The sequence below is a fragment of the Luteibacter anthropi genome (assembly GCF_011759365.1).
GTDB lineage: Bacteria > Pseudomonadota > Gammaproteobacteria > Xanthomonadales > Rhodanobacteraceae > Luteibacter > Luteibacter anthropi.
Window position 1 is genome coordinate 100,532 of the sequence record NZ_JAARLZ010000014.1, and the last position, 15,501, is coordinate 116,032.

16 protein-coding genes and 1 other RNA gene are annotated in these 15,501 nt (G+C 66.0%); 13 read left to right on the plus strand and 4 right to left on the minus strand.

Translation table 11 applies throughout. The features are described 5' to 3' along the window. The first annotated feature begins 6 nt into the window (after positions 1-6). Together cydB and cydX are read left to right on the plus strand one after the other, a co-directional pair. Positions 7-1,137: a cytochrome d ubiquinol oxidase subunit II gene (gene cydB, locus HBF25_RS20220; RefSeq protein ID WP_166952066.1), complete on the plus strand. Its 1,131-nt coding sequence runs from the start codon at positions 7-9 to the stop codon at positions 1,135-1,137. 12 nt (positions 1,138-1,149) lie between these two features. Beyond that, positions 1,150-1,281, plus strand: coding sequence for a cytochrome bd-I oxidase subunit CydX (gene cydX, locus HBF25_RS20225; protein ID WP_166952069.1), 132 nt, complete (start codon positions 1,150-1,152; stop codon positions 1,279-1,281). Between the two features lie 122 nt (positions 1,282-1,403). On the opposite strand, the gene HBF25_RS20230 is transcribed toward cydX, so the two are convergent. Both HBF25_RS20230 and HBF25_RS22300 read right to left on the minus strand, forming a co-directional pair. After that, positions 1,404-2,690 (minus strand): aminopeptidase P N-terminal domain-containing protein, encoded by a 1,287-nt coding sequence (locus HBF25_RS20230; protein WP_279588229.1) that lies wholly within the window; start codon positions 2,688-2,690, stop codon positions 1,404-1,406. Beyond that, positions 2,687-3,253: a UPF0149 family protein gene (locus tag HBF25_RS22300; RefSeq protein ID WP_243853337.1), complete on the minus strand. Its 567-nt coding sequence runs from the start codon at positions 3,251-3,253 to the stop codon at positions 2,687-2,689. The genes HBF25_RS20230 and HBF25_RS22300 overlap by 4 nt, the downstream gene beginning before the upstream one ends. A 98-nt stretch (positions 3,254-3,351) precedes the next feature. On the opposite strand from HBF25_RS22300, the gene HBF25_RS20235 reads away from it, so the two are divergent. The 11 genes from HBF25_RS20235 (at position 3,352) to HBF25_RS20285 (ending at position 13,434) form a co-directional block, all read left to right on the plus strand. Then, positions 3,352-3,576: a TIGR02449 family protein gene (locus tag HBF25_RS20235; RefSeq protein ID WP_166952074.1), complete on the plus strand. Its 225-nt coding sequence runs from the start codon at positions 3,352-3,354 to the stop codon at positions 3,574-3,576. A gap of 10 nt (positions 3,577-3,586) precedes the next feature. Next, entirely contained in the window at positions 3,587-3,895 is a 309-nt protein-coding gene (locus HBF25_RS20240) for a cell division protein ZapA (RefSeq protein WP_166952076.1), read from the plus strand. 8 nt (positions 3,896-3,903) lie between these two features. After that, a non-coding RNA gene (ssrS, locus tag HBF25_RS20245) (6S RNA) lies at positions 3,904-4,086 on the plus strand. Positions 4,087-4,196: 110 nt separating this feature from the next. After that, the gene (locus HBF25_RS20250) at positions 4,197-4,808 is read left to right on the plus strand and encodes a 5-formyltetrahydrofolate cyclo-ligase (RefSeq protein ID WP_166952078.1); all 612 of its coding nucleotides are present in this window, start codon (positions 4,197-4,199) and stop codon (positions 4,806-4,808) included. Continuing rightward, positions 4,805-5,263 (plus strand): EVE domain-containing protein, encoded by a 459-nt coding sequence (locus tag HBF25_RS20255; RefSeq protein WP_166952079.1) that lies wholly within the window; start codon positions 4,805-4,807, stop codon positions 5,261-5,263. Before HBF25_RS20250 ends, HBF25_RS20255 begins: the two co-directional genes overlap by 4 nt. Further along, on the plus strand, positions 5,260-5,916 hold the full coding sequence (gene rpiA / locus HBF25_RS20260; protein ID WP_166952080.1) for a ribose-5-phosphate isomerase RpiA: 657 nt from the start codon (positions 5,260-5,262) through the stop codon (positions 5,914-5,916). The genes HBF25_RS20255 and rpiA overlap by 4 nt, the downstream gene beginning before the upstream one ends. A gap of 117 nt (positions 5,917-6,033) precedes the next feature. Continuing rightward, positions 6,034-7,485, plus strand: coding sequence for a DNA recombination protein RmuC (locus HBF25_RS20265; RefSeq protein WP_166952082.1), 1,452 nt, complete (start codon positions 6,034-6,036; stop codon positions 7,483-7,485). 545 nt (positions 7,486-8,030) lie between these two features. Then, positions 8,031-8,627, plus strand: a complete 597-nt coding sequence (folE, locus tag HBF25_RS20270) for a GTP cyclohydrolase I FolE (RefSeq protein ID WP_166952084.1) — start codon at positions 8,031-8,033, stop codon at positions 8,625-8,627. Positions 8,628-8,629: 2 nt separating this feature from the next. Beyond that, entirely contained in the window at positions 8,630-9,940 is a 1,311-nt protein-coding gene (locus HBF25_RS20275; protein ID WP_166952087.1) for a hypothetical protein, read from the plus strand. After that, complete coding sequence (locus HBF25_RS20280; RefSeq protein WP_166952089.1) at positions 9,933-10,649, plus strand: hypothetical protein; 717 nt, start codon at positions 9,933-9,935, stop codon at positions 10,647-10,649. Before HBF25_RS20275 ends, HBF25_RS20280 begins: the two co-directional genes overlap by 8 nt. Beyond that, positions 10,642-13,434 (plus strand): AAA family ATPase, encoded by a 2,793-nt coding sequence (locus HBF25_RS20285; protein ID WP_166952092.1) that lies wholly within the window; start codon positions 10,642-10,644, stop codon positions 13,432-13,434. Before HBF25_RS20280 ends, HBF25_RS20285 begins: the two co-directional genes overlap by 8 nt. A gap of 111 nt (positions 13,435-13,545) precedes the next feature. Here HBF25_RS20285 and HBF25_RS20290 read toward each other — a convergent pair whose 3' ends face one another. Together HBF25_RS20290 and cysK are read right to left on the minus strand one after the other, a co-directional pair. Continuing rightward, complete coding sequence (locus HBF25_RS20290; RefSeq protein ID WP_166952094.1) at positions 13,546-13,836, minus strand: hypothetical protein; 291 nt, start codon at positions 13,834-13,836, stop codon at positions 13,546-13,548. A gap of 284 nt (positions 13,837-14,120) precedes the next feature. Further along, on the minus strand, positions 14,121-15,074 hold the full coding sequence (gene cysK, locus HBF25_RS20295; RefSeq protein ID WP_166952096.1) for a cysteine synthase A: 954 nt from the start codon (positions 15,072-15,074) through the stop codon (positions 14,121-14,123). Between the last annotated feature and the right edge of the window lie 427 nt (positions 15,075-15,501).

The window sequence follows — 15,501 nt, forward strand, 5'->3', positions numbered from 1 at the left end:
AACGACATGTTCGATTACGAAACCCTGCGCATCATCTGGTGGGCTCTGATCGGCATCCTGCTGATCGGCTTCGCCATCATGGATGGCTTCGACTTCGGCGTGGCCGCCCTGCTGCGCGTGCTCGGCAAGGACGAACACGAACGCGTGGTGCTACTTGAAACCATCGAGCCCACGTGGGAAGGCAACCAGGTGTGGTTCATTCTCGGCGGCGGCGCGGTATTCGCCGCGTGGCCGCTGCTCTACGCCGCCTCGTTCTCGGGGCTGTACGTGGCGATGTTCGTGCTGCTGGTGGCCTTCATCATCCGACCGGTGGGATTCAACTTCCGCGAGAAGGTGCACAACGCCACGTGGAAGGCCGTGTGGGACTACGCCCTGGTGGCATCGGGCGTCATCGTGATGCTGGTCTGTGGCGTGGCCTTCGGCAACCTGTTCCTGGGCCTGCCGTTCCACTTCGACGGCGACCTGCGCATGACCTGGGATGGCACGTTCTTCCAGCTGTTCCGTCCGTTCGCGCTGCTGAGCGGGCTGGTGAGCCTCAGCATGCTGCTGGCGCACGGTGCGGCATGGGCGGCGATGAAGGCCGACCACGTCATCGCCGAGCGCGCGGTGCGTGTTTCGCGTATCGCTTCGCTGGTGTACGTGGTGTTGTTCGTGCTCGCCGGCGTGTGGCTGGCCTACGGCATTCCCGGCTATGCGGTGGCCGGTCCGGTGGTGACCGATGGCGTGTCGAATCCGCTGGCCAAGCAGGTGGCCATGGGTGGCTCGTGGTTTGCGGGCTACCTGACGCACCCACTGTTCTGGGCCGCTCCCGTGATCGCCTTTGCCGGCGCGCTGGGTCTTCAGGTGTTCATCGGTCGTCGCGGCTTCATGGGTTTCTTCTGCAGCAGCCTGGCGGTGGCCGGTACGATCCTCTCGGCGGGCTTCGCGCTGTTCCCGTTCCTGATGCCATCGGCCACCAGCCCGACATCGAGCCTCACGGTGTGGGATGCCTCGTCGAGCGAAGGTACGCTGTTCCTGATGCTCTGCGTGACCGTGGTGTTCATGCCGATCATCCTGCTCTACACCGGCTGGGTCTTCCGCGTGATGCGCGGCCGGGTCACTCTCGAACACGTGCGCAAGTCGCACAGCATGTACTGAAGGAGCGCCGCCATGTGGTATTTCGCCTGGATTCTCGGCCTCGGCCTCGCCTGCAGCTTCGCCGTGCTGAATGCGATGTGGTACGAGGTGCATTCGGATGACGAGGCACATCGACGCAAGGATGTGCTGCCGAAGGGACCGTGAGATGAAAAGGCCGCCGTGAGGCGGCCTTTTTCTTTGCCAGATATCGCGATCACCTACTTCTGTAGGAGCGCGCCTGCGCGCAACCGGCTTTGCGATAACCCCGGTCGCGCGCAGGCGCGCTCCTACAGGGCATCGGGGGACTTGGGGACGATCGCCGTCATCACTTCGGGGGCGCCGCGGGTGACGATCACGTCGTCTTCGATGCGGATGCCGATGCCACGCCAGCGTTCGGGTACCGAGCGATCGTCCGGTGGCACGTAGATGCCCGGCTCTACCGTGAGCACCATGCCCTCTTCCAGCACGCGCGGTTCGCCGTCGATGCGGTAATCGCCCACGTCGTGCACGTCGAGGCCGAGCCAGTGGCCCGTCTTGCTCGGGAAATACGGCTTGTAGGCGCCCTCCGCGATTACACGATCCACACTGCCCTTGATGAGGCCCAGTGCGCACAGCCCGCTGGCAATGACCCGCACCGCGGCCTCATGCGAGTCGGCGAACGAGCGGCCGGGACGCACGGCGTCGATGGCCGCGAGCTGCGCTTCATGCACGATGTCGTACAACGCGCGCTGTTCTTTCGAGAAGCGACCACCTACGGGGAACGTGCGCGTGATATCGGAGGCATAGCACTCCACTTCCGCACCCGCATCGATCAGCAGCAGGTCGCCATCGCGCAGCATGGCGCGGTTCTGCTGGTAATGCATGATGCAGGCATTGGCACCGCCCGCCACCGTGGGCGGAAACGCAGGCACCGCACCACGACTGCGAATGGTGCGGAGGATTTCCCCTTCGATCTCGTATTCGGCGACACCGGGCCGCGCCATGGCCATGGCCGCAAGATGCGCGGCACCGGCCACCTCGGCCGCGCGGCGCATCAGGGCCAGTTCGTCGCGCGACTTGAACAGGCGCATGTCGTGCAGAAGATGACCCAGTGCCACCAGGTCCTTCGGTGCCACGCCACCGCCGCGCGCGGTGCGCAGGCGCCGCATCCAGGCCAGCAGCCGGGCATCGAAGTCGGGCTCCTGGCCGAAATGGCAGTACACCCGCGAACGGCCTTCGATCATCCCGGGCAGGATGTCGTCGATATCGTCGATGGGAAACGCGTCGTCGAGTTTCAGCTCGCGTGCGGCACGATCCGTGCCCATGCGTTCGCCGTCCCAGCGCTCGCGTTCGGCGTCGCGCTCACGGCAGAACAGCACCGTCTCACCGTGCGCGCGACCGGGCAGCAGGGCCAGCACCGCCTCCGGCTCGCCAAAGCCGGTGAGGTAGTGAAAATCGGAGTCCTGCCGGTACGGCCACGGCGCATCGGCATTGCGCATGCGCTCGGGAGCGGCGGCGAGGATCAGTACCGCATCCTCGCCGACCATGCGCATGAGCTCCCGGCGCCGCCGGGCGTATTCGGCAGGCGCTATCAATGCAGCGTGTCGCTCGTGGGGTGCGGGCCCGTCGCCAGCTCCGCATGCAGCAGCATGGCGCCCGCGCGGACGAATTCTTCCAGCTCGATCAGGCTTTCGTCGTTGACGTCGTCGTCGGCGTCGAATTCGAATTCCGTGGCGGCGATGGCGGCCATGTCCTTCAGGATCTCCTTCGCGTCGTCGCTCATGTTCTGGTTGCGCGCGACCGAGCCACCGAGGCCCAGTCCGCCGAGGAAGCCGCGGATCCAGTCCGTCAGGCCATCGGCACGCTCGGCGATGGGGGCGTCGTCGTCCGGCAGCCAGGGAGAGAACGTAAGCTCCGGATCGGCGAGCCATTCCTGCGTCTGGTGGCGCAGGCGCACCAGCATGGCCGTCTCATCGGCGCTGGGAGCGGGATCCGGCTCCAGTTGCAGCGCGCCGAGCACGGAGTCGCCCGGGAAATGACCGCCCGAACTGATGAAGCCCACCAGGGAGCCGTGGAACTCGCTGACGTTGGTGGCAAGCTTGCAGCGCCCGATCAGCTCGGCGATGTCTTCTGGATCGACGGTGAGGTTGGCCGACATGACAGGGGCACTCCTTCAGGATAAGACCATGAATTCTAATGCACCCGTCATCGCATCGGACCTGCCGGGCTGCCAACTCCCCTGTTATAGTCCGCCTCATGACGACCCCGGACGCCTTCAAGACCGAACTGGAAGCCCTGAGCGCTACGCTCGACCGGCTCGTCGATACCGTTCGCCGCCTCTCCGAGGAAAACCGCAGCCTGCGGCACAGCCAGGAACAACTGGCCGGTGAACGGGCCAGCCTCATGGCGCGCAACGAACAGGCGCGCAGCCGTGTGGAAGCGATGATCCAGCGCCTCAAGGCGCTTGAGAACACGGGCTGACAGACCAAGCATGAATGCCATGACCAGCGAACCGGTGGCCTTGCGCCTGCTCGATCGCGAATTCCATATCGCCTGCGCGCCCGATGAGCGCGCCGGACTCGTCGCCGCGGCCCAGTTCCTCGACGGCAAGATGCGCGAGCTGAAGTCAAACGCCAAGGTGCCCGGCTTCGACCGCATCGCCGTCCTGGCGGCCGTGAGCATCGCCCACGAGCTGCTTACGCTCCGAAAGGAGCAGACCTCGCAGGAACAGGTGCTGACCGACGGACTGGCCGCCCTGCGAAAGAAGCTTGATGCGCTCGTCGACGGCTCTGTAAAATAAGCGTCGGGCGTTCTCTGCGCTGTTCGACAGTGCACTTTACATTTGCCTTGTTCCTACATACGACCCCGGGTCGACCTTACGTGACGGTTGCGCATGTCCGCCAAGTGCGGAAAGCCTTGAAGTCACGTGGTTCTCCCACCTGATCCTTTGGATCAAGGTCGTTTGGTGCGCAACGGCAGGGCGGAGGACGCCTCCCTTTTCTTCGCCGGCCGGTCTCACGCGACCGGTCAGCGTTCCCTCCGCGGCACCGGAGGGAGCGGCTCGACGGCAATCCCGCCTGTGCCGTTCGGCTGAACCACCCATGTCAAAGCTCCCCGAGAGACGTGAACTGCGCGCGGACCTCGTCCAGCGGCGCCGTGAGCTGAAACCCGCCGAGCGCGTCGCCGCAGCCCAGGGCCTGCGTGCCTCGCTGGAACAGCTCCCCGAATTCCTTACCGACAAGCACGTGGCCGGTTACTGGGCCACGGGCGGCGAGCTGCCGCTGAACCTCGCCATCGCGCCGCTGGCCGAGCGCGGGCAGACCTTCTACCTGCCCATCGTCACCAAGGTGGGCGGCAAGCGCCGTCTGCGCTTCGCCCCGTGGACCACGGGCGAGGATGTGGAGGCCAACGAGCTGGGCATTCCCGAGCCGAAGGCCTCCGAGCGCATCATCGAGGCCGACAAGCTGGAGCTGGTGCTGGTGCCGCTGCTCGGCTTCGACCGTCGCGGCAATCGCCTGGGTTTTGGCGGCGGCTACTACGACCGCAGCTTCGAATTCCTCCGCGACAAGGAGCGCCCGGCCCAGCCCCTGCTGGTGGGCGTGGGGTATTCGTTCCAGGAAGTGCCCACCCTCGAAACCGCGGAGTGGGACATCGCGCTCGACTACGTGGCCACCGAGAAAGAGCTTATCGACTGCACGGGCGTGAAGGCATGAAGTACTGGCTCATGAAGTCCGAGCCGGACGCCTTTTCCATCGACGACCTGGAACGCAAGGGCACCGAGCCCTGGGACGGCGTTCGCAACTACCAGGCGCGCAACTTCATGCGCGACGGCATGAAGGTTGGCGACAAAATCTTTTTCTACCACTCCAATACCGACGTGCCGGGCATCGTCGGCCTCGCCACGGTGGCCTCCACGGCCTATCCGGACGAAAGCCAGTTCAACCCGAAGTCGAAGTACTACGACGAGAAGAGCAAGCGCGAAGAACCGCGCTGGTTCCTCGTGGACGTGAAATTCGAGCGCAAGCTCAAGCGCACCATCTCGCTCGACGAGCTGAAGGGTCGCGACGAACTGGTGGACATGCCGCTGGTGCGCAAGGGCAACCGCCTCTCCGTGATGCCGGTCGCCAAGGGCGACTGGGATTTCATCCTCACGCTGGAAAAACGATGAGCCAGGACAATGAGAAGCGACTTGCCGCCGAAACGGCTGCCCTGAAATACGTCGGCAACGGCGCGTTCAAGGGCGGCATCATCGGCGTCGGCACGGGTTCCACGGTGAATTTCTTCATCGACGAACTTACGCAGTATCGCGACAAGATCAAGGCGGCCGTGTCCAGCTCCGAGGCCTCCAGCGAGCGCCTGCGCAAGCTGGGCATCGACGTGCTCGACCTGAACGCCGCCGGCCGCCTCGACCTGTACGTGGATGGCGCCGACGAGTGCGACCCGCACAAGCGCCTCATCAAGGGCGGTGGCGCCGCGCTCACGCGCGAGAAGATCGTCGCCGCGGCGTCCGACAAGTTCGTGTGCATCATCGATGCCACCAAGCAGGTCGATGTGCTGGGCAAGTTCCCGCTGCCCATCGAGGTGATCCCGATGGCGCGCAGCCTCGTGGCGCGCGAGATCGTGGCCATGGGCGGCCAGCCGGTGTGGCGCGATGGCGTCACCACCGATAACGGCAACTGGATCATCGACGTGCACGGCTGGCGCATCGCCGATCCCGTGGGCCTGGAAACCAAGCTCAACCAGATCACCGGCGTGGTCTGCGTGGGTCTGTTCGCCAGCCGCCCGGCCGACGTGGTCATCGTCGGCAACCGCGAAATCTAGTATCCCTGTAGGAGCGCGCCTTGCGCGCGACCGGTGTTCGCGATGATGTGAAGATTATCGCCATGCCGGTCGCGCGCAAGGCGCGCTCCTACAATATTTAGCGGGTAACCTTGGGGCATGACGCTCGAATCCCTTCTCCTTATCGCCCTTCTTGTCATCGCCCTGGCCTGCCTGGGCCTGCTGGTGGTATTGCTCACCCGCAGCCGCGCCACCGATGACGGCGCCGCTCGCTTCGACGCCCTGCGCGATGATTCCCGCCGCCTCGAAGCCGTGCTGCGTGAAGAACAGCGCGCAGGCCGCAGCGAACTGGGCGACAGCTTCGGCCAGTTCCGTGGGCACGTGCAGGAGCAATTGCAGGCCGCTTCCACCCTGCAGCAGGAACGCATCGAAGGCTTCAGCCGTCGTCTCGACCAGCTCACCGAGCGCACCGACAACGGCCTGCAATCGCTGCGCATGGGCCTGGCCGACGACTCGCGCAAGACCCGCGAGGAATCCTCGCTCACGCTGAAGCATTTCGGCGAACGCATCGACCAGCGCCTGGCGGCACTCACCACGGATAACGAGAAGCGCCTCGCCGATGTGCGTGCCACGCTGGAAACCCGCCTCGCCGCCATCCAGCAGGACAACGCCGCCAAGCTGGAACAGATGCGCGCCACGGTGGACGAAAAGCTCCAGTCCACGCTGGAAACCCGCCTGGGGCAATCGTTCCAGCTTGTTTCCGAGCGACTGGAAGCCGTGCAGCGAGGCCTGGGCGAAATGCAGGCACTGGCCGCCGGCGTGGGCGACCTCAAGCGCGTGCTCACCAACGTAAAGACCCGCGGCACGTTCGGCGAAGTGCAGCTCGGCGCCCTGCTGGAGCAGATCCTTATCGCGGAGCAATACGCGTCCAACGTGGCCACGGTACCCGGCTCGGCCGAGCGCGTGGAATACGCCATCCGCCTGCCCGGCACCGACGACGGCGAGCCCGTGTGGCTGCCGATCGACGCCAAGTACCCGGTCGAGGACTACCAGCGCCTGCTGGACGCCCAGGATGCCGCCGATGCCGATGGCATCCTCAGCGCCGGAAAGGCCCTGGAATTGCGCGTCCGCGAGGAAGCCAAGCGCATCCGCAGCAAGTACGTGGCCCCGCCGCACACCACCGATTTCGCCATCCTGTTCCTGCCCACCGAAGGCTTGTACGCCGAGGTGATCCGCCGGCCGGGCCTGTCCGACCAGCTCCAGCGCGAGCACCGGGTCACCGTGGCCGGCCCGACCACCCTCACCGCCCTGCTCAACAGCCTGCAGATGGGCTTCCGCACCCTGGCCATCGAGAAGCGTTCATCCGAGGTCTGGCAGGTGCTGGGGGCTGTGAAGAACGAGTTCGGCAAGTTCGGCGTGGTGCTGGAAAAGACCCGCAAACAGCTCGATACGGTGCGCAAGAGCATCGACGGCGCCGAGGTCCGCACCCGGGCCATCGAGCGCAAGCTGCGCGGCGTGGAAACCCTGGGCGGCGACGAGTCGCAGCGTGTACTCGACCTGGTACCCGACGAGGAACCGGGCGAGGGCGATAGCGAGTCGGAAGGCCTCTAACCCCGTCGTTCCTGTGAAAACAGGAACCCAGCGCCCCGGTTTGCCAGTAAGGCGAGGGCGTTGCATCGGCGTTGGCGTAGGGAGCTTTATCGCGACAACCGGCTGCATCGCGCTAGGTTCCAGCTTTCGCTGGAACGACGGCTTCGGGTGGGGTGTCGTCACCTCCCCCACCCGTCGTTCCTGTGAAAACAGGAACCCAGCGCCCCGGTTTGCCAGCACGGCGAGGGCGCTGCATCGGCTCTGGCGTAGGGGGTGTTATCGCGACAACCGGCTGCACCGCGCTGGGTTCCAGCTTTCGCTGGAACGACGGCTTCGGGCGGGGTTGCGTTAGCTCCCCCACCCGTCGTTCCTGTGAAAACAGGAACCCAGCGCCCCGGTTTGTCAGCATGGCGAGGGCGCTGCATCGGCTTTGGCGTAGGGGCGTTATCGCGACAACCGGCTGCATCGCGCTGGGTTCCAGCTTTCGCTGGAACGACGGGGGGTGAGGTAATCGGGTGGTGGGCGGGCTACAATACGCGATTGTCTCTTGTAAGGAATTCGCCCCGATGAGCGACGAGTCCAGGTCCCGTCCGGTCACCCGCGAACAGGCCGAGGAAGCCGTGCGCACCCTGCTCCTGTGGGCCGGCGAGGATCCGAAACGCGAAGGCCTGCTCGATACGCCCAAGCGCGTGGTCAAGGCCTACGGCGACTGGTTCAAGGGCTACGACGAAGATCCGGCGGAATACCTGCGCCGCACCTTCGAGGAAGTGGCCGGCTACGACGAGATGATCGTGCTGCGCGACATCGAGTTCGAAAGCCACTGCGAACATCACATGGCCCCGATCATCGGCCGCGCTCATGTCGGTTACGTGCCTACCGACCGCGTCGTCGGCATCAGCAAGCTCGCCCGCGTGGTGGATGGCTTCGCCCGCCGCTTCCAGGTGCAGGAAAAACTCACCGCACAGATCGCCCACTGCATCGAAGACACCCTGCGTCCTCGCGGTGTCGGCGTGGTGATCGACGCCAGCCACGAATGCATGACCACCCGCGGCGTGCACAAGCGCGGCGTGTCGATGGTCACCAGCCAGATGCTGGGCAGCTTCCGGGAAGACCCGCGCACACGCGGCGAATTCCTCCGGTTCGTCGGCGTCGACCGCCGCTGAACTTGAACGGACCCACTGACACTACCGTCCACGACGAACGCCTGCAGGATATCTTCCGCGACGGCGTCGTCGCAGAGGATGTTCCCGAGTTTTTCCCGCTGCTGCGCGGGCGTCCCCTGCTGCGCACCTTCTCGGCGCTGTTCCACGGCACCGAGGAACAGGTGCTGCTGCGCCTGCTGGTGCTTCGCACGCTGGGCAACCGCCCGCATGCACCGGACTGGGCACCGCAGGAAATCCGCGACCAGTTCGCCTATGTCGAGCCGGTGAAGCTCGAAACGGTGGTGCAACGCCTCAAGGACCACGAGCTCATCGCGTGGGAAAACGAGACGATGCGCTACCGGATCAGCACGATCGGCCGCAAGGCGCTGGCCGCGCTGGCGACGATGCTGGAATTCGAGAACGGTGACGACGACGGCCTGGGCTACCTCACCGCCCAGCTCGCCGCCGGACAGGCCGTGGGCCGCATTTCCACCGATGAACTGGGTCACCTGCTCTCGCGCCTCACCGAGCTGAAGGACGACTTCGACCGCGCCGTGCTCTCCGGTTCCGAACACCGCATCCGCCGCGCCGCCGAGCGCCTGGAATCGGTGTGGACCTGGGTGGAGAAAGGCACGAGCGTCGTCGCGGCCATCACCGAGGGCGACGAGATGGAACCGGCCGCGCATCGCCTGGCCCAGGCGGTCGGTCGTGCGCAAAGCGCCCTGCTCCGCCAGGCCGGCACCTTCCAGCGCGAACTCAACAAGATCGACCAGCACCGCGTGCACCTGGGCCGTACCGGCCTGTCGTCGTCGGACCTGGTCGGCTGGCTGCGCGCACAGGATGCCGACACGCTGGCCGGCTTCGAGGACGGCCAGCTCCTGCTGCCCCTGCCCGCGCCCTTCATCCACGACCAGATCGCGCTCGACGTCGCGGAATTCGAACTGCTCGAACGCGAACGCCTGGCCGCCGAGGTCACCACCCTGCCGGGCGCGGAAGAACCGCCGGACACGGCCGACCTGCCCATGGGCGAGGAAGACCTTCGCCACCTCGAAGACTGGCACGCGGAACTGGCCGGCATCGCCGCGCCGCGCGAGCTATCGGAGACCCTGATCGGCGACGACTACGCGCTGTCGGCCTACCGCCTGTCCCTGCTTGGCCTGCTCGGCGACCCCGAGTCGGCGGCGCTGGAAGGCGGCACGGCCGACCTCGCCCGCCTGCCGCTGGCGCTCGAAATCGAGCCCGTGCTGATCGATCCCGACCTGCCCCAGATCGCGCTGGTCAGCGCCGGACGCCTGCGTCCGCGCGGCGACGCGAAGGACACCACCGATGCATGACGATACCGCCAGCCTGGTAACCCGGCTGCTCGCCCAACGCTGGCTGCCGCGCGATGACATACAGGCGCGCAAGGCGCTGCTCGACCCGGCGTACCGCGATGAACTGGACCGCCGCCTCGACGCCGTGGGCCTGCAACTGCGCGAGCACCCCTACGCCGCGTATATCGGCCTGGCCGTGGCGCGCAAGAGCGAACGCGCCGTGTTCGGCGGCAGCGACAGCTGGATCTCCAACACCTTGCAGCTCGACCGTGACGGCGTTGCCCTGCTCGTGGTGATCTGGGCGCTCATCGTGCTGCCCAAGCGCCAGCGCCAGGTGGAACGACAGGATGCCGATGCCGCCGCGTCGCAGAGCCAGATGTTCGCCGAAGAAAAGCCCATCCCGCGCGATCCCACGCTGTCCCCGGTGATCGCCGAACGCACGCTCATCGCCGACTTCGCCGACAAGCTCGGCGGCAAGACGCGCGTGAACTTCAACCTGGGCACGCTGAACCGCCTGGGCTTCATCGTGCGCCGCAAGGGCGAAGTGGCGGAAGGTCCGCTGCTCGACCTCGCCTTCGACTACGAACGCACCGCCCGCCGCATCCTCGATGGCGCGCTGGGCGACCTGCTGGCCGATGCCGCATCGCGCGCCGCATCCGCCGGCCCGGTAGACGACGCCGACGACGAGCCGCTGGACGACACCGGCGTGGAGGAACACACCGATGTTTGATTTCCGCAGCCTCGAAGTCGTCCACTGGGATTACTGGCAGCGTTTCAGCCTGCCGCTGGACACCAACATCGTCACCGTCGTGGGCCCCAACGGCTCCGGCAAGACGACCCTGCTCGATGCCCTGCGCACGCTGCTCACCATCGACTGCGCCGGCAACCGCGACTACAAGAGCTACCTGCGTCATAACGGCAAGCCCTTCGCGTGGCTGCGGGCCCGTGTCGGCAATATCCCCGGCCCCAACGGCGAGCGCCCTTTCTTCCCGATCATGGACCGCGAGGTCACCCTCGCCTGCCGCATCCAGAAGAAGGGTGGCGAGTGGACCCGCCAGTACGCCGTGCTCGGCGGCGACGTGAGCGTGGAAGAGATCGAGGCACGCAACGACTTCATGGGCCTGCGCGACTACCGCGTGCGCCTGGAAGGCGCGGGCCTGTCGCAGGCGATCCGCCGCGTGCTCACCCTGGAACAGGGCGCCACCGACAAGCTCTGCCAGCTGCCGCCCAAGGCGCTGCTTGATCTCGTGTTCGACGTGTTCGGCGACAAGGTGGTACTCGATGACTACCAGCGCGCACGCAACGAGCAGGACGAAGCCGACCGCGAACAGCATGGCCTGGAACACCAGCTTTCGCTGATTGGCGTGAGCCTGCAGGAAGCCGAAGCGCGCGCCCGTTCCTTCCAGGAATGGAACGCACTCAAGAGCGAGCGCGTCACGCTGGTAGCCGATATCCTGCCGCGCACCGAGCTGGCCGATCTCGGCGCGAGCGTGCGTGGTGCACGTCCGCAGCTCAACGGCGTAAAGCGCCGCGCCAGCGAGCTGGAACAGCGCGATGTCGAACTCACCCGCCAACTGGCCGAGCTGGACGCCACCGGCGAAGCGCTGCGCGGCGAACAGCATGAAGCCGACATCGGCCGTCAGGCCACGCAGAAGAGCCTCGACGCCGCGCGTGCCGCGCTGGCCCAGAACGACCTGCTGATCCGCCAGGAAACCCGGTTGCGTGACATGATCGCCGCACAGGGCGGCGCCGATCACGAACGCCTGGCCGATATTGCCCGCGAAGCCCGCGCCAGGATCACGGTGCTGCAAGGCGAGGAAACCCACCTTCGCCAGTCGCTCACCACGCTCACCACGCAGCTCGCCGCATGGCGTAGCGGGCGGCGCTACACCCCGGATTTCGAAGCCGCGTTCCGTCGCGCGCTCGACGAGGCCGGCATCCGCCACAGCATGCTGAGCGAGATCGTCGAAATCATCGAGCCGCGCTGGCAGCCCGCCGTGGAAGCCGTGCTGGCGGGGTATCGCCATGTCGTGCTGCTGGACGACCCGCGCGACCGCGAAAAGGCCTGGAAGCTCGGCGAACAGCTGCGCTACAAGCATTTCGTGGTGGCCGACCGCGCGCCGGCCGATGCCGCCACGCGCGGCTCGCTGCTGGAAGTGGTGGAATTCTCCGCCGCAGCGCCTGACTGGCTGCTGCGCAATCTCGACCGCATCCGCCGCGTCGACGATATCGCCGAAGGCTCGAAGTTCGGTCGCGAGCAGGACTGGATCACGCCGCAAGGGTATTTCCGCGAACGCCGCGGCGGCCGCCATCTTGGCGTGGACGACATGTACTTCGGTGCAGCGGCACGCGATCGCCAGTTGCGCGATGGCGAAGCGAAACTGCGCGAGGTCGAAACCCGCCTGCGTGAGATCGCCGAAGAGCGCAAGCAGGCCATGGCCCAGGCCAGCGATGCCGAAGGCGTGCTGCGTGGCGCCAGCGCCAGCAGCCAGCTCGCCGATCGTGCCGATGAATTCAACGAAGCCCGCGAGCAGCAGCCGCGCTTGCAGGAAGACGTGCAGCGCACGGCCGACAGCCATGTGGCCGCCGAGCAGCATTACGAAGATGTGCGCGAGAAGCGCCTGAAGACGTCCAACGCGCGTGACAACGCCGCGCGTGAACAGCGTTCCGTGCAGAACCAGCTCGCCGAGGCGGTGCGCCAGCATCATCAGCTGCGCGGTGAGCAGGTGGATCGCCTGAAGGCTTTCCGCAGCAAGCGCAAGCAGGTGCCGCTTGCGCATCGCACGCGCACGGCCACCAGTGAGCTGCGCGAGCGCTACGAATCACCGGCTGCAGTGCGTCGTGAAATCGACCGCATCGAGCGTCGTCTTGAAGAAGGTCATTGGGAACAGGATCCGAGCGTCGTCGCCCTGCGCGAAAAGCTCTGGGCCGACCATGAGGGCCTGAAACACGATCTCGACAAGCGTCGCCTCCATCTGGAACGCGCGGGCAAGATCACCCACGAAGCACGCGGCGCGTATATCCAGGTGCTGCGCAATACGGTGCGCCGTTACGCGAAGAACCTGAAGGTGCTCGCGGAGCTTGCGGGCATCGGCGTGGACGTGGACCTGCCGGAACTCAGCAACGACGACCTCGCGCTCGCATCCGCAGCGTTGCAGGTGCGTTTCGAGTTCGACAAGAAGGGCTGGATCGGCATGGACGACGGCGAGGCGTCGGGAGGCCAGCAGGTGATGAAGTCGCTGTTGCTGCTGGTGGCGCTGATGCGCGACGAGGATCGTCCCGGCGGCTTCGTCTTCATCGACGAACCGTTCGCGCACCTGGATATCTTCAACATCGACAAGGTGGGCGCGTTCCTGAAGTCCACCCGCGCGCAGTACATTCTCACCACGCCGGCCACGCACAACGTCAATGTGTTCCAGCCATCGGAACTGACACTGGTGACGAGCAAGCGTCGGCCCGGGTCGACCTGGGCACAGCCACTGGCCGTACTACGCCGCCGCGCCGAAGTCGCCTGAGATCATTGTAGGAGCGCGCCTTGCGCGCGACCGGTATATGCGAGGTGTATCGCATGACCGGTCGCGCGCAAGGCGCGCTCCTACAGTGTGTGGTTGGGGCCAACCGGGGTGTCAGCGCGTCGGATCGTATTCGTCGTAGACATCCTGCTCGGCGCGATGGCGACGGGCCAGAAGCCATGCGGCGGTGAGTGCCGCGATGCCCAGTCCTGCGCCGATGGCGATGCCGGTGCGCGGGTGACGGCGGACCTGGGTCAACGCACGGCTGGCGACAACGCCGGCGTGGCCGGTGTACTGCCGGGCAGCACCCTTCAGCTCATGCGTGCGGTTATGCGTGATGGAGCCCGCCAGGCGCTGCGCACGGCCGGTCAGTTCGCGGGTGAGGCTTTTGCGGAAGAGGGTCATGGCGTGTCTCCTTGAGGCATGGAGACCACCATGAAGCCCAGGGCGTGACGAAAACGCGTTGAGCACGTCACGGCTGCAGGAGCGTGCTGTGCGTGCGGGCACAGGATGGGGGAGCGTACAGGTTGCTGTATCACCGGTCGCGCGCGAGGCGCGCTCCTACAAAGGCTTACGTTGCCCCGCGCCCCCCACAGAGGCTCGCCCTGCCCCTGTAGGAGCGCGCCTCGCGCGCGACCCCTGCCTGACGCCACGCACAAGTAAACGCAGCAGCGCCCCTCGCAAAGACCTCAGAGCGCGTTCAACCACTCATCATCAGAACCCTCATTCACCCCCTCGAAGAGGAAGGTGGAGAGATACCGCTCACCCGTATCGGGCAGCATCGCAAGAATCACGCTTCCCGCTTCAGCCGTCTCGGCGAACCTGAGCGCCGCTGCCACCGTGGCTCCCGCCGAGATGCCGACGAACAATCCTTCTTCCGACGCAAGGCGACGCGACGTATCGCGCGCCAGCACTTCATCCACCGGAAGATCGATATCGAACACCTTGCGATTCAGCACCTCGGGCACGAAGTCCGGTGTCCAGCCCTGGATCTTGTGGGGGTTGAATCCCTGCTCTTGCAACAGCTGCGCATTGACCGGTTCGGAGACGACGATCTTCACCTCGGGACGCGCCACCTTCAGCACCTCGCCCACGCCGGTGAGCGTGCCGCCGGTGCCCCAGCCCGTGACGAAGGCGTCCAGCCGGCGCCCGGCGAAATCCTGGATGATTTCCGCTGCCGTGGTGCTGCGGTGATAGGCCGGGTTGGCGGGATTCTGGAACTGCCTCGGCAGGAACCAGCCGTGCTGCTTCGCCAGTTCTTCCGCACGGCGGACCATGCCGGTGCCACGCTCCGCGGCCGGCGTGAGGATCACCTTGGCACCATAGGCGCGCATCAGCTTGCGCCGCTCCACCGAGAAGGTCTCGGCCATCGTCGCCACGAACTTGTAACCTTTAGCCGCGCAGACCATGGCCAGCGCGACACCCGTGTTACCGGAGGTGGCTTCCACCACGGTGTCGCCGGGCTTCAACAGGCCCTTGGCTTCCGCATCGAGTATCACACCGATCGCGAGACGGTCCTTCACCGAACCACCCGGGTTGAACGATTCCACCTTCGCATACAGGCTGACGTGCGACGGTGCCACGCGATGCAGGCGTACGATGGGTGTACGACCGATCGTGTCGAGGATGCTTTCGTGGATCATGAGCGGTTCCCGTGACTGGAAAGGACAAGGGTTCAAAGGTACTCCCACCATGGCTGGCATCACAAACCCCCTTTCGGTGTATTCGCATGTTTAGACGTCCATATGGAATGCTTGCGGATGGACCTGAACCACGACGGCTACCTCGTGACCCACCCTCCCCTGTAGGAGCGCGCCTTGCGCGCGACCGGATCGAAGCGGACGGTTCACGGCGTTGATCCGGTCGCGCGCGAGACGCGCTCCTACACAAGGGAGTTGCGGTCTTGCCGGGTTCGCGCCGGTCGAGGCGGTTTCCGGCCTGATAATGGCCGGCCTGGGGGGAGGGAATTCCCGTCAGCACGAATGTCATGCCGGCCGGGCAGACTGGCCGGGCATACCTTCATCGCCGTATTGCACGGTGCCGAGCCTGGCGCCACGACCTGACTCACCC